The sequence below is a fragment of the Mycobacterium cajalii genome, assembly GCF_045809005.2.
Classification (GTDB): domain Bacteria; phylum Actinomycetota; class Actinomycetes; order Mycobacteriales; family Mycobacteriaceae; genus Mycobacterium.
Genome location: NZ_CM141436.1, coordinates 518,467 through 531,700 on the forward strand (window position 1 = coordinate 518,467; position 13,234 = coordinate 531,700).

The 13,234-nt window shown below is 72.2% G+C and carries 13 protein-coding genes and 1 pseudogene; 11 read left to right on the top strand and 3 right to left on the bottom strand.

What is annotated here, in order from left to right:
• The first annotated feature begins 1 nt into the window (after position 1).
• From ACJ512_RS02485 to ACJ512_RS02530, 10 genes and pseudogenes are all read left to right on the top strand, one after another.
• Positions 2-310, top strand: coding sequence for a PE family protein (locus ACJ512_RS02485; RefSeq protein WP_407689357.1), 309 nt, complete (start codon positions 2-4; stop codon positions 308-310).
• A 3-nt stretch (positions 311-313) separates the two neighbouring features.
• Positions 314-1,813: a PPE domain-containing protein gene (locus ACJ512_RS02490; protein WP_461479957.1), complete on the top strand. Its 1,500-nt coding sequence runs from the start codon at positions 314-316 to the stop codon at positions 1,811-1,813.
• A complete protein-coding gene (locus tag ACJ512_RS02495) occupies positions 1,810-2,103 on the top strand; it encodes a WXG100 family type VII secretion target (protein WP_407688760.1) in 294 nt (97 codons plus the stop codon). Before ACJ512_RS02490 ends, ACJ512_RS02495 begins: the two co-directional genes overlap by 4 nt.
• A gap of 31 nt (positions 2,104-2,134) precedes the next feature.
• Entirely contained in the window at positions 2,135-2,425 is a 291-nt protein-coding gene (locus ACJ512_RS02500) for a WXG100 family type VII secretion target (RefSeq protein WP_407688761.1), read from the top strand.
• Between the two features lie 20 nt (positions 2,426-2,445).
• Positions 2,446-3,306 (top strand): ESX secretion-associated protein EspG, encoded by an 861-nt coding sequence (locus tag ACJ512_RS02505; protein WP_407688762.1) that lies wholly within the window; start codon positions 2,446-2,448, stop codon positions 3,304-3,306.
• Between the two features lie 39 nt (positions 3,307-3,345).
• A complete protein-coding gene (gene eccD, locus ACJ512_RS02510) occupies positions 3,346-4,770 on the top strand; it encodes a type VII secretion integral membrane protein EccD (RefSeq protein ID WP_407688763.1) in 1,425 nt (474 codons plus the stop codon).
• Positions 4,767-6,170 (top strand): type VII secretion-associated serine protease mycosin, encoded by a 1,404-nt coding sequence (gene mycP, locus ACJ512_RS02515; RefSeq protein ID WP_407688764.1) that lies wholly within the window; start codon positions 4,767-4,769, stop codon positions 6,168-6,170. Before eccD ends, mycP begins: the two co-directional genes overlap by 4 nt.
• Positions 6,167-7,144 (top strand): type VII secretion protein EccE, encoded by a 978-nt coding sequence (gene eccE / locus ACJ512_RS02520; protein ID WP_407688765.1) that lies wholly within the window; start codon positions 6,167-6,169, stop codon positions 7,142-7,144. Before mycP ends, eccE begins: the two co-directional genes overlap by 4 nt.
• 470 nt (positions 7,145-7,614) lie before the next feature.
• Positions 7,615-8,547: a sulfite exporter TauE/SafE family protein gene (locus ACJ512_RS02525; RefSeq protein ID WP_407688766.1), complete on the top strand. Its 933-nt coding sequence runs from the start codon at positions 7,615-7,617 to the stop codon at positions 8,545-8,547.
• 154 nt (positions 8,548-8,701) lie between these two features.
• A pseudogene (locus ACJ512_RS02530) lies at positions 8,702-8,973 on the top strand (MFS transporter); the annotation flags it as partial.
• 2 nt (positions 8,974-8,975) lie between these two features.
• Here the strand turns inward: ACJ512_RS02530 and ACJ512_RS02535 are convergent.
• Positions 8,976-10,187 (bottom strand): alpha/beta hydrolase family protein, encoded by a 1,212-nt coding sequence (locus ACJ512_RS02535; protein ID WP_407688767.1) that lies wholly within the window; start codon positions 10,185-10,187, stop codon positions 8,976-8,978.
• Positions 10,188-10,284: 97 nt separating this feature from the next.
• On the opposite strand from ACJ512_RS02535, the gene ACJ512_RS02540 reads away from it, so the two are divergent.
• Positions 10,285-11,070, top strand: coding sequence for a trans-aconitate 2-methyltransferase (locus ACJ512_RS02540; RefSeq protein ID WP_407688768.1), 786 nt, complete (start codon positions 10,285-10,287; stop codon positions 11,068-11,070).
• On the opposite strand, the gene stf0 is transcribed toward ACJ512_RS02540, so the two are convergent.
• Together stf0 and ACJ512_RS02550 are read right to left on the bottom strand one after the other, a co-directional pair.
• A complete protein-coding gene (gene stf0 / locus ACJ512_RS02545; protein ID WP_407688769.1) occupies positions 11,059-11,862 on the bottom strand; it encodes a trehalose 2-sulfotransferase in 804 nt (267 codons plus the stop codon). The two genes, ACJ512_RS02540 and stf0, sit on opposite strands and share 12 nt — an antisense overlap.
• A 15-nt stretch (positions 11,863-11,877) precedes the next feature.
• Positions 11,878-13,224 (bottom strand): sulfatase family protein, encoded by a 1,347-nt coding sequence (locus ACJ512_RS02550; RefSeq protein WP_461480088.1) that lies wholly within the window; start codon positions 13,222-13,224, stop codon positions 11,878-11,880.
• Between the last annotated feature and the right edge of the window lie 10 nt (positions 13,225-13,234).

The following is a 13,234-nucleotide window of genomic DNA, read 5'->3' on the forward strand; positions in this document are numbered from 1 at the left end:
CATGACGTTGCGAGTGGTTCCCGAGGGCCTGGCCGCCACCAGCGCGGCCGTGGAGGCGCTGACGGCGCGGCTGGCGGCCGCGCACGCGGCGGCGGCCCCGGCGATAACGGCGGTGGTGCCGCCGGCGGTGGACCCCGTGTCCCTGCAGACGGCCGCCGGCTTCAGCGCCCAGGGCCAGGAACACGCGGCCGTCGCGGCGCAGGGCGTCGAAGAACTCGGCCGCGCCGGTGTGGGCGTGGGCGACGCCGGCGCGAGCTATCTCGCGGGCGACACCGCCGCGGCCGCCACCTACGGGGTCACGGGCGGCTGAGAGATGAGCTCGCCCATCTGGATGGCCGCCCCGCCGGAAGTGCATTCGGCGTTGCTGAGCGCCGGTCCGGGGCCGGGGCCGCTGTTGGCGGCCGCCGGCGCCTGGACCGCGCTCAGCGCCGAATACTCTTCGGCGGCAGCCGAACTGGGCGGGCTGATCGGCTCGGTGCAGGCGGGGGCCTGGCAGGGGCCCAGCGCCGGGCAGTACGCCGCGGCGCACGCGCCGTACCTGGCGTGGCTGCAGCAGGCCGGCGCCGACAGCGCCGGTGTCGCCGCGGAGCACGAGGCCGCGGCGACGGCCTACAGCGGCGCCCTGGCCGCGATGCCCACGCTGGCCGAGCTGGCGGCCAACCACGTGATCCACGGGGTGTTGATCGCGACGAACTTCTTCGGCATCAACACCATTCCGATCGCGCTCAACGAGGCCGACTACGCGCGGATGTGGGTGCAGGCCGCCACCGTGATGAGCGCCTACCAGGCGGCCTCCGGCACGGCGCTGGCGTCGGCGCCGCGGACCGCGCCCGCGCCGCCGATCGTGAAAGCCGACGGCGGCAACGCCGCGGCCCAGGCCAACCCGTTTTCCGGACTCATGCAACTGGTGCAGACCTTCGCGAACTTCTACCAGCAGGGGTTCGGCGAATTCGAGACGCTGCTGCAGAACCCGGTGGGGACGCTGCAGCAGATCATCACCGCCTTCGCCACGAATCCCGCTGCGGCGCTGGTGGCTTACGGCCCGCTGTTCTTCTTCGCGGCCTACGAAGTCGTCTCGCCGATCGCGACGTACGGCCCGATGCTGATGGCGCTGTCGCTGGGCGTGAGCCTGAGCCTGGGCACGATCAGCTGGCCGGCCGGCGGGCTCGCGCCGATCGCCGCGCCGGTCGCGGCCGGGGCGGCCGGCGCGCCGGCGCTCGCGGCGGCCGGCCGGCCGGCATTGCCGGTGGCGGCCATGGCCCCGACCGTCGCGGCCCCCACCGCGGCCCCGGCCTCGGCGCCGGCCACCGGCGCGGGTGCTCCCACCGCGCCCGCCCCGGCGGGGGCGACCGGGAGCTTCGGCTACGCGGTGGCCCTCGGCGGTGGCCCCGGGCCCGGCTTCGGGCCGACGCTGGGTGGCCGCGGCGGCGCCAAGGCTCCCGCGGCGACCATCCCCGCGGCGGCCGCCGGGGTGGCGAGCCGGGCCGAGTCGCGGGCGCGGCGGCGCAAGCGGGCCACGATGCGCGAGTACGGTGACGAATTCCTGGACCTGGACTCCGATTTCGGGGTCACGCCCGACTACGACGACACCCAGGTGTTCGCCGGCGCGAACGGTGCGGGGGAGTTGGGCTTCGCCGGCACCGCCCACAACGGCGACGTCCTGCGCGCGGCGGGCCTGACCGAGCTGGCCGGTGGCGAGTTCGGTGGCGGCCCGCGCATGCCGATGGTGCCCGGCACCTGGGACCACGACGGCGACGGCCCGGACCGCGAGTCAGCAACACCCAGAAAATCAGGAAGAAGGGAAACACCATGAGCCTCTTGGATGCTCACATTCCGCAGTTGGTGGCCGCGCAGTCCGCGTTCGGCGCCAAGGCGGCGTTGATGCGCAGCACGATCAGCCAGGCCGAGCAGGAGGCGATGTCGGCGCAGGCGTTCCACGTCGGCGAGGCGTCGGCGGCGTTCCAGGCCGCCCACGCGCGGTTCGTCGAGGTCGCCGCCCGGATCAACGCGTTGCTCGACATCGCCCAGGCCAACCTCGGTGACGCCGCGGGCACGTATGTGGCCGCCGATTCCGCGGCCGCGTCCACCTACCCCGGATTCTGATCTCCCCGGCCGACCCACGAAAGGATTTGTGATGTCACAGATCATGTACAACTACCCGGCGATGCTGGCGCACGCCGCGGACATGTCCGGCTACGCCGGAACGCTGCAGGGGCTGGGCGCCGACATCGCCAGCGAGCAGGCGGCGCTGTCCAGCGCCTGGCAGGGCGACACCGGCATGACGTATCAGATGTGGCAGGCCCAGTGGAACCAGGCCATGGAGGACATGGTGCGGGCCTACCAGGCGATGGCCAGCACGCACGAGGGCAACACCCTGTCCATGTACGCCCGCGACGCGGCCGAGGCCGCCAAGTGGGGCGGATAGGCACCGCGTCGGCGACGTAGATGAACACAGCACCCAACGCCGTCGAGCTGACGGTCGACCAAGCGTGGTTCATCGCGGAAACCATCGGGGCGGGCAACTTCCCCTGGGTTCTGGCGATCACCACGCCCTATCGCGATGCCGCGCAGCGGGACGCGTTCTGCCGGAGTCAGAGCGACGAGCTGACCCGGATGGGTCTGGTGTCGGCCGAGGGTGTCGTCAACGCGGCGGTGGCCGACTGGATCAGGGTGGTGTGCTTTCCGGACCGGTGGTTGGACCTGCGTTTCGTCGGCCCGGGCGCGGACGAGTTGCTGCGCGGCGTGGTGGCCAAGCGCCCGGGCGTCACCGGCAAGACCGTCGTGGCCCTGCGCAGCGCGCAGCTGATCACGTTGACCGCCATGGACATCGAGGACCCCCGGGCGCTGGTTCCCGTCCTCGGTGCCGGGCTGGCGCAGCGGCCCCCGGCCCAGTTCGAGGATTTCAGCCTGCCGGCGCGGGTCGGGGCACGGGCCGACGAGCGCTTGCGTTCCGGTGCGCCGCTGCCGGAAGTCCTTGACTACCTCGGGGTTCCGGCTTCGGCGCGGCCGGTGGTCGAATCGGTGTTCACCGGTCCGCGCAGCTACGTCGAGGTGGTCGCCGGCTGCCGCCGCGACGGGCGGCACGCGACCACCGAGGTCGGCATGAGCCTGGTCGACACCACCGCGGGGCGCGTGCTGGTCAGCCCGTCCCGCGCGTTCGACGGCGAGTGGGTCTCGACGTTCGGCCCGGGCACCCCCTTCGCGACGGCCGTCGCCGTCGAACAACTGACCGCCCTGTTGCCGGACGACCCGTGGTTCCCCGGTCAGCGGCTGTCCCGAGACTTTTCCGCAACAACACACAGATAGAGAAGAGAGCACGATGTCCCAGCAACCGTGGCGGGTCCGATGACGTCCGGCACCGTCATGCCGATCGTCCGCGTCGCCATCCTCGCGGACAGCAGGCTGACGGAGATGGCCCTGCCCGCCGAGCTGCCGCTACGCGAAATCCTGCCCGCGGTGCGGCGTTTGATGGTTCCGGCGAACTCCAACGGCCACGGCGACGCGCCCGGCGACGACGGGGGGGCCGTCCAGCTGAGCCTGGCGCCCGTCGGCGGGGCGCCGTTCAGCCTGGACGCCAGCCTTGACACCGTCGGCGTCGTCGACGGGGATCTGCTTGCGCTGCAACCGGTTCCGGCCGGGCCGGCCGCGCCGGGCATCGTCGAGGACATCGCCGACGCCGCGATGATCTTCTCGGCCTCGCGGCTGCGGCCCTGGGGTACCGCGCACATCCAGCGCGGCGCGCTGGCCGCGACGATCGTCGTGGCGCTGGTGGCCACCGCCTTGTCGGTCAGCTACCGGGCGGCCACCGGGGCGCTGGCCGGACTGGTCGGGGTCAGCGTGGTGGCGGCGCTGACCGCGGTGGCCGGCCTGCTGGTCACCGCGCGTTCGCCCCGCACCGGCATCGCGCTCTCGATCACCGCCCTGGTGCCCGTCGCCGCCGCCCTGGCGCTGGCGGTGCCCGGCCGGTTCGGGCCGGCGAACCTGGTGCTGGCCGCGGCCGGGGTCACCGCGTGGTCGCTGATCGCGCTGATGGTGCCCGGCGGCGAGCGCGAGCGTGTCGTCGGCCTGTTCACCGCGACGGCGGTACTCGGGGCCGGCGTGCTGGTGGCCGCGGGCATCGAGATGTACTGGCGGCTGCCGATGCTCACCCTCGGCTGCGGCCTGATCGTGGCGGCCCTGCTGGTGACCGTCGAGGCGGCCCCGCTCTCGGCGCTGTGGGCGCGCTTCCCGTTGCCGGTCATCCCGGCGCCCGGCGACCCCACGCCGTCGGCGCCGTCGCTGCGGGTGCTCGAGGATCTGCCGCGGCGGGTCCGGATCGGCGACGCCCACCAGAGCGGGTTCATCGCGGCCGCGGTGCTGTTGAGCGCGCTGGGTTCGGTGGCGATCGCGCTGCGGCCCGAGGCCGTGGGCGGCTGGGGCTGGTACGTGGTGGCGGCGACGGCCGCGGCGTCGGTGCTGCGCGCGCGGGTGTGGGACTCGGCGGCCTGCAAGGCCTGGCTGCTCGCCCAGCCCTATCTGGTCGCCGGCGTGCTGCTGGTGTGCTACACCGCGACGGGCCGCTGGGCCGCCGCCCTGGGTGCGCTGCTGGTGCTTGTCGCGCTGCTGTCGGCGTGGCTGGTGGTGGCGCTGAACCCGGGCATCGCCGCGCCGGAGAGCTATTCGTTGCCGCTGCGCCGGCTGCTGGGCTTCGCCGCGTCCGGACTGGACGCGTCGCTCATCCCTGTCATGGCGTATCTGGTCGGGCTGTTCGCCCTGGTGCTCAATCGATGATGCGGGCCGGATCGGCTTGCCTGGCAGCGGCGTTCGCGGCTGTGCTGTGGGCGTGCCCACCGGCGTTCGCGATCGGCAAGCCCCAGCTGGATCCGGGGGTGCCGCCGCCCGCCGGCACGCCGGGGCCCGTGCAGCCGATGGAACAGCGCGGCCCGTGCAGCACCTCCGGGGTCATTCCCGGCAGCGATCCCGACGTGGTGTCGCCCAGCCAGGCGATGCTGAACCTCCCTGCGGCGTGGCAGTTCTCGCGCGGTGAGGGCCAGCTGGTCGCGGTGCTGGACACCGGGGTGCGGCCCGGTCCGCGGCTGCCCAACGTCGACCCCGGCGGCGACTTCGTGGAGACGACCGACGGCCTGACCGACTGCGACGGGCACGGCACCCTGGTCGCCGGGATCATCGCCGGCCAGCCCGGCGCCTCCGGTGCCGACGGATTCTCCGGGGTCGCGCCCGCGGCGCGGGTGCTGGCGATCAGGACGACGTCGGCGAAGTTCTCGCCGCGCACCCCGGGCGGCGATCCGCTGCTGGAGCGCGCCTCCCTCGACGTCGCGGCGCTGGGCCGGGCGATCGTGCACGCGGCCGACCTCGGCGCCCGGGTGATCACCGTTTCGGCGATCACCTGCCTGCCGGCCGACCGCCCCGTCGACCAGGCCGCCCTCGGCGCGGCGCTGCGCTACGCGGCGGTCGAAAAGGACGCGGTGATCGTGGCCGCCGCGGGCGACGGCGGTCCGAGCGGGTCGATCGCCGGGGGGGCGCCCTGCGAGTCCAACCCGCTGACCGACCTGAGCCGTCCCGAGGACCCGCGCAACTGGGCCGGCGTCAGGTCGGTGTCCATCCCGTCGTGGTGGCAGCCCTACGTGCTGTCGGTGGCCGCGCTGACCCCGGACAGCCGGCCGTCGAAGTTCACGATGGCCGGGCCGTGGGTGGGCATCGCGGCGCCCGGGGAGGACGTCGTGTCGGTGAGCAACGCCGACGGCGGCGGCCTGGCCGACGGGCTGCCCGGCAACCACCAGCAACTGGTCGCGCTCAGCGGCACCGGTTACGCCGCCGGCTACGTGTCCGGGGTCGCCGCGCTGGTGCGCAGCAAGTACCCCCAGCTGACGGCCGCCGAGGTGGTGCACCGCCTCACCGCGACCGCGCACAACGGCGCCCGGGCGCCCTCCGACGTCGTCGGGGCCGGCAGCGTCGACCCGGCGGCGGCCCTGACCTGGCAGCTGCCCGCCGCCGGCCACGGGGCCGCGGCGCCGGCCAAACCGGTGGCCGTGCCGCCGGCGGCGGCGCCGGCCGACACCATGCCGCGGACCGTCGCGGTGGCCGGTACCGCCGCGCTGGCGGTGGCGGTCGCGGCCGTCGCCGCTTTCACCGCGATCGGCGCACGCCGACGGAAGGAGTCACCAAAGTGAGCCCGCTTCGCTCGATACCGGTTCCCGGTCCCGGCCGGGTGACACTGGCGCTGCTGTTCGTCGTGCCCGCGGCGATGGCGTACCCGTGGCGGTCCGAACGCGCCTACTGGCTGGTCGGCGCCGCCGCCGTCGCGGTGGTCCTGCTGTTCGGCTGGTGGGGTGGTCTGCACTTCACCACGATTCTGCGGCGTCGGCTCGCCATCATGAGCCGCCGCAATCTCTACGTGCCGGGATCCGCGTCCGCGACCAAGGCGACCGCGCTGCTGCGGGTGGGGCCGCCGGCCGACGAGTCCGAGGCGCTGCCGCTGCCGCTGATCGCCCGGCACCTGGACTGCTACGGCATCCGGGCCGACGCGATACGGATCACCATCCGCAGCAGCGCGGCCCGGGTGCAGGAGACCTGGATCGGGCTCACGGTGTCGGCCACCGACAACCTCGCGGCGCTGCGGGCCCGCTCGGCGCGGATCCCGCTGTCCGAGACCACCGGTGTCGCGGTGCGCCGACTGGCCGACCACCTGCGCGAAATCGGTTGGGACGCCAACGTGGTCGGGCCCGAGGACGTCCCGCGGCTGCTGCCGGCCAACGCTCGCGAGACGTGGCGCGGGTTGCAGCGGGGCGCATCGGATTACGTTGCGGTATACCGGGTCTGCGTCGACGAGTCGCTGCCCGAGACCCTGGACGCGGTGCTGTCGCATCCGGTGCGCGAGACGTGCACGGCGCTCGAGATCGCCGGTGACCGCGCCGGGCGGACGCTCGCGGCCGCCTGCGCCTTCCTCACCGAGTCGCCTCCCGAAGCCGCCGCGCCGGTGGCCGGGCTGACCCCGCAACGCGGCAACCACGGGCCCGCGCTGGCGGCGCTGGATCTGCTGTCCACCCAACGGCTCGACGGGCACACCGCGGAGCCGGCAGGTCTGCTGGCACGGCTGGACTGGCCCGCCCCGGTGGCCGGCGCACACCGGGCGGCGATCGCCTAGCCCGTTGTTGGCCCGCTCACTGCGCGCAGCCCGAGCTGCCCGGCTGCCAGTCCGGCTGGTGCATTCTGGAGGTTCCCTGTGCATCGGGCGGCTCAACTTGTCGAGTGGGCGCCCACGGGTTTCTAATATTCCTACAGAGAAGGCAATTCCTACACTCGGCGTAGTTGAAAAACTGGCGCATGTTGGTGGTGGGGCTCACCCTGAATGCGGTCGATTTCGGCCGCCAACGGTCCCTGTGCAATAGCGATACGCGGTACGCCGCCGGCAGCCGTGCTCGACGCAGGGGATGATGATGTCACCACCCAGTTTCGGTCTTGAAAGCAAGCTTCGCGTTCAACCGCGTCGCAACGGCGTGACTTGGACCCGGCTCGGGGCTGCGCGTCGGTCCTCGGCCCGTCAGACCTGCGCCGCGCGCCAACCCTGCCCCAGCAGAGCATCCAGCTCGACACAGGAAATGAGGTAGTCCCCGAATGACCGAAATGGTCTGGCTGGCTCTGTTTCTCGCGCTCTTTGTCGGCACCGTGGTCGGCATCCTGGGCAGCGGCGGGTCGGTCCTGTCGGTTCCCCTGCTCGTTTACGTGGCCGGCATGGACCCCAAGCAGGCGATAGCGGTCGCACACCTGATCGTCGGCGCCACCAGCACCGTCGCCGCAATGTCGTTCATTCGGGCGGGCCGGGTGCAGTGGAGGACGGCGGTGTTCCTCGGCGGTGGTGGTCTCGCCGGGGCGTACGTGGGTGGCCTGCTCGCCGGCTTTTTCAGCGGTCGGGCGCTGCTTCTGGGATTCGCCTCGATCGTGGTCATCACCGGAATCGCGGTGCTGCGCCATCGCCGCCGTGGCGCTTTGGCAGAAGAGCACCGACCGCTGCCCACGGCTGTGGTCGTCCTCGGTGGCCTCGCGATCGGGCTGGTGTCCGGACTGGTCGGGGCTGGTGGGGGTGTCTTCATCGTTCCGTTCCTGATCTTGGTCGGCGGAGTTCCCATGGCCTACGCTGTGGGCACCTCTCTCATCGTCGGCGCCGTCAACTCGTTCGCCGGACTGGGCGGCTACCTGAGCAGCGTCCACGTCAACTGGAAACTGGCCGTGACCTTCACCGTGATCACGGTGATCGGCGGACATCTCGGAACGCGCGTCCACGAAAGATTCGATCCCGGCACGTTGCGCAAGGCCTTCGGATTGTTTGCGTTGGGGATTGCGTCGATCACCTTCGGGCGTGAAATCAACGCCGAGACGGGGATTGCCTTGGCGGCGGCAACAGCGGTCGTCGGCGTGTTGACCTTCGCCCGCGAGGCCAGAGAGCGGCGCGCCGCCGTAATCCGGCCGGCCGGGTATACGGCCCCCGACACGGATCAGCGAGCCGAGCACGCCGGTTCGAAGCCCATGTTGACGCCGGACCCCCAGTAAGGTCTCCGACTTTGATGCCTTCCAGCGGTCCGGACCTGATGTAACCTGCTCGGCCGGGCCGAAGGGAACCGTAGGGCAGTGCCGCGGTGGCCCGGAGGGCTTCCCGGGACCTGGACCGCTCGACGCCTTCGCACGGCTCGCTCGCGGGAATCGCATCGCGGTTTGGAACCCGGAAAACCCCCTGGCGTGGGATGCCGGCAACAACGTCATCGCTCGCCGTAACCTGCGCTGGTCGATTGTGACCTCGCATGTGGCCTTCTCGGTCTGGTCTTGTGGTCGGTGATGGTGCTGTTCATGCCCCGGTCCGTCGACGGTTTCTCGACAGGCGACAAACTGCTGCTCGGTGCCACCGCTCCACTCGTCGGTGCCCTCGCGCGCTTGCTCTACCCGATCGCCAACGCCAGGCTCGGCTGCCGCGACTGGGCGGACTAGAACATCACGGACCGCAGGAACCGCGTCATCCGGCGCAGGTAGTCCAGCTGGCTCACGTGCATGACGTGGCTGCCCGGGAACCAGTGCAGCGCGCAGCGGTCCCAGTGCTCCCACAGCATGACGGCCTGGTCCGGCGGCGCCATCCGGTCGCCGAGGCCGGTGATGAGCATGCGCCGGTCCCTGGGCACCAGCGGCCGGTAGTTCAGCGGGCCGTGGTAGGCCAGGCCTGCCGCGAGCTCGTCGCTGTCGATGCCCGACATGCGTAGCCCCAGGCCGACGAGTTTGTTTGCCGGGAACCAGGTTTCGAGCATCGTCGCCGGGGTGACGACCGGGCAGTTGGGGATCACGGCTTCGAGCCGGTCGTCGACCGAGGCCACCAGAGCGGACGTGTAACCGCCCATCGATATGCCGGTCAGCGCGATGCGGTCGACGCCGGTGTGGCGCAGATGGTCGAGGATGGAACGGAAGTCGTGCACGGCCTGGGCCATCGCCTCGGCGAAACCGCCGAGGCCCCGGGAGAAGTAGCCGAAACCGCTGAACGGCGAGAGCCGTCCGCGTCGCTTGCCGTGAAACGGCAGCGTGTACATCAGCACGTCGTAGCCGGACCGGTAGTACCACGGCAGCGAGAAGAACCGCCCGTTGGCCAGGTACGACGAACCCATGAAGCCGTGGATCACGCACAGGGTGGGCCGCGGACCGTCGTGGTGGCGCCAATGCTGCGCGCGCACGATGTTGTTGGCGGTCAACGCGTTCCACTGCGCACGCAGGGCGGGGTTGACCGCGGTGAAGCTGCTGGGGAACGCGATGTTGTCGACGGTGCCGCCGGCGATCCACTCGGCGACCGGATGGGCCGGGCGCGACCGGACGCGGGGCACCCCGGTGGGAGCCGGGAACGACTTCGCCGGGTCGCGTTCGGCGGCCAGGTCGGCGTAGAAGCGCAGGTTGGCCCGCTCGTCGCGGGACTCGGCGCGCCGCGCCGCGGCGGCGACCACCACCGGCGCCACGGTGGTGGCCAGCACGGACGCCACCCAGGTGCGCAGCGCGAGATCGCCGAGAGCCGACGCCTCGACCACCAGGCGCTCGCGCGCCGACAGCGCCGAAAGGGGCGGCAACCCGTCGGCGCCGGCCGGCACGTCCGCGCCCTCGAAGGCGTCCGGAATGTCCGGAACGGGGAACGGCGGATCGGCCGGATCCGTGTCGGACGTCACAAACGCCGATGGTATCCGCCGGACCGGGTACGCGCCGGGACGGCATACGGTAATACGGTTTGTCTGAAGGCGACGAGCGAAGATCAGGAGGACCGATATGTGGGACCCCGACGTCTACCTGGCCTTCGCCGACCACCGCGGCCGCCCGTTCTACGACCTGCTCACCCGGGTCGGGCCGGAGCGCGCACGCCGTGTGGTCGACCTCGGTTGCGGCCCGGGGAATCTGACCGCCTACCTGGCCAAACGCTGGTCGACCGCGGTGATCGAGGCGATCGACAGCTCCGCGGAAATGGTCTCGGCGGCCCGCGAACGCGGCATCGACGCCACCGTCGGCGACGTGCGCGAGTGGACGCCGCGGCCCGACACCGACGTGGTGGTCAGCAACGCCGCCCTGCACTGGGTGCCCGAGCACGCCGATCTGCTGGTCCGGTGGGCCACGGAACTGGCGCCGGGGTCCTGGATCGCCGTGCAGATGCCCGGCAACTTCGAGTCGCCCTCGCATGCGGTGGTGCGCACGCTGGCGCGTCGCGAGCCTTACGCAAAGCTGCTGCGCGACATACCGTTTCGTGTCGGTGCCGTGGTGCAGGCACCGACGCACTACGCGAACCTGCTGCTGGACGCCGGCTGCAGGGTCGACGTGTGGGAGACGACGTATCTGCACCAGCTCACCGGTGAGCACCCGGTGCTGGAATGGATCACCGGCACCGCGCTGGTCCCGGTGCGCGAGCGGCTCGGCGACGAGGACTGGGAGCATTTCCGCCGGGAACTGATACCGCTGCTGGACGACGCCTATCCGGCCCGGGCCGACGGCACCACCATCTTCCCGTTCCGCCGGGTGTTCATCGTCGCCGAGGTCGGCGGCGCGCGCCGCTCAGGTCGGTAGCCCGAGCCGGGGGGCCTCGTCCCGGTAGCGGTCGACCCACTCGTCGGATCGCTCGTCGGCCTGGCGTGCGGTCATCGGCTCGGGTGCGCGCCGCCGATCCTGCCCCAGCGCCTCGAGGATGTCGCCGACGATGGTCGTGAGGTTGCGCCACAGCACCGGGTACGCGATGTCCGTCGGCGCGATATTTTTCTCGGAAAACCAAGTGCGCCAACCAGTGTCCTGCTCGCGCAGGATTCCCACCACGTGGGCGATGGCGCCGGCGTGGTAGGCGGCGCGCGCGTCGCGCTCAGGGTCGGGGTGCCCCCGCCAGACCTGGGTCTGCGCGGCGCGCCAGAACGACACCGCCTGCGACACCACGTCGGGCCGGTACACGTGCACGTACACCGGCTCGCTCCCGATCAGGTCGCGGATCGCCGAGCGCAGGCAGCTCCCGGAGCGGTCCGGCAACAGCGCCGCCCGCCGCAGCAACGTATCGGTCTGGTTCCACATCAGCTTGCCGCCCCACACGCCGTTGGGCGTGCGGCCGGACCTGCGGACGTGTTCGCGCCAGGCGACCGGCGGCGTGACGTCGGGGACACCGGGCACCAGCGGGTCCAAGAGCCGCAGGATCGAGTCGTCGTCGACCCCGGCGAACCACTCGCGCGGTTGCGGGGGCAGTCCGGTGGCCGGGAGGTACTGGAAGAACTCGTGCGGGTCGCCGGCGCATCCCGTCGCGCGCAGCGACTCCATCAGCAGGGTGCTGCCGCTGCGCTGGGTGGCCAGGATCAGGTAGGCGGTGGCGGGAGCGGACATCGTTGCGCTTTCCCGCTACTCGTCGACGCCGCGGTCCGCCGCGATCGGCGACCGGCTGCTCGGGGGTCGGTCATGGGTTTGCAGGTAGGCCTCGAGCTTGCGCATCATGATGCGGCTCCCGGCGAAGTCGGAGGGGATCACATCCCCGATCCGCTGGCGCCAGTCATCGAGGCGCAGGGCCAGTTCGGTCGCGATCGCGTCCGCGGCGCCCTGGGCGCCCTGGGCGCCGAGGTCCCCGGCCAGCAGGTTGGTGGACTCGGTGGGGTCGCTGCGCAGGTCGTAGAGTTCGCGGTCGGGACGCGGGCCCGTGACCAGCGCCGCGAACGCCGCTCCCGACGGGCTCTCGGCGACGTCCAGCGGCAGGTCCACTCGGGGCCGGGACGCGTAGTTCTCGATGTAGCTGTGGTCCTTGGTGCGAATCGCGCGGATCGGGTCGAACGAGTCGTGGTAGGTCTTGCCGGTGATCACATGGTCCCGGACCGGCGTGCCGCGAGGCGGGTCCGGCGCGAGCAGGGCCGCCGCGTGGGACAGGCCGTCGACGTCGTCGGGAACGTCGAGACCCAGCAGGCCCAGCAGCGTCGGGACCAGGTCGACGCCGCTGAACAGTTCGTCGTAGACGCGGGGCCCCACGGTGCGCCCGGTGGGCGGGCGCACGATCATGGCGATGCCGGTTCCGGCGTCGTAGAGCGTCGATTTAGCGCGCGGCAAGGCCGGGCCGTGGTCGGTGAAGAACACCACCCAGGTGCGCTCGTCCAGGCCCGCCTCGGCCAGGGCGTCCAGCAGCCGGCCGACCGCGGCGTCGGCCACGGCGATCGCCCCGTAGAAGGCGGCGAGGTCGCCGCGGACCGCGGGGGTGTCGGGCAGGTAGCCGGGCGGCTCCACGGCGGCGGGGTCGGCCGGCCGGTAGCGGTCCCGCGGGTAGGGGCGGTGCGCCTCGAAGAAGCCGGCGGTCAACAGGAAAGGTTGTTCTGCTGAGTCTTTCGAGGCCTGCCGCCGCAGCCATCGACCGGCCCGGTCCACCACGTGGTCGCAGTACGAGTCGGATACGTCGAACTCGTCGAAGCCCAGCCGCTGCGGGTGCGAAGTCTCGTGCTGCATCCCGAAAAGTGCCGAGCGCCAGCCGGATTCGTCCATGATCTGGGGCAGTGTGCGGACCCCGGCCCGGTACTCCCAGCCGTGGTGGGCCAGGCCGACGAGCCCGTTGGTCTGCGGGTAGCGGCCGGTGAACAACGACCCGCGCGACGGCGAGCACTGCGGCGCCGTGGCATGGGCCCGGGTGAAGAGGATGCCCTCGGCGGCGAGCCGGTCCAGCCGCGGGCTGGAGACGTCCGGGTGGCCGTAGGCGCCCAGGTGGCGGCCCATGTCGTGGCAG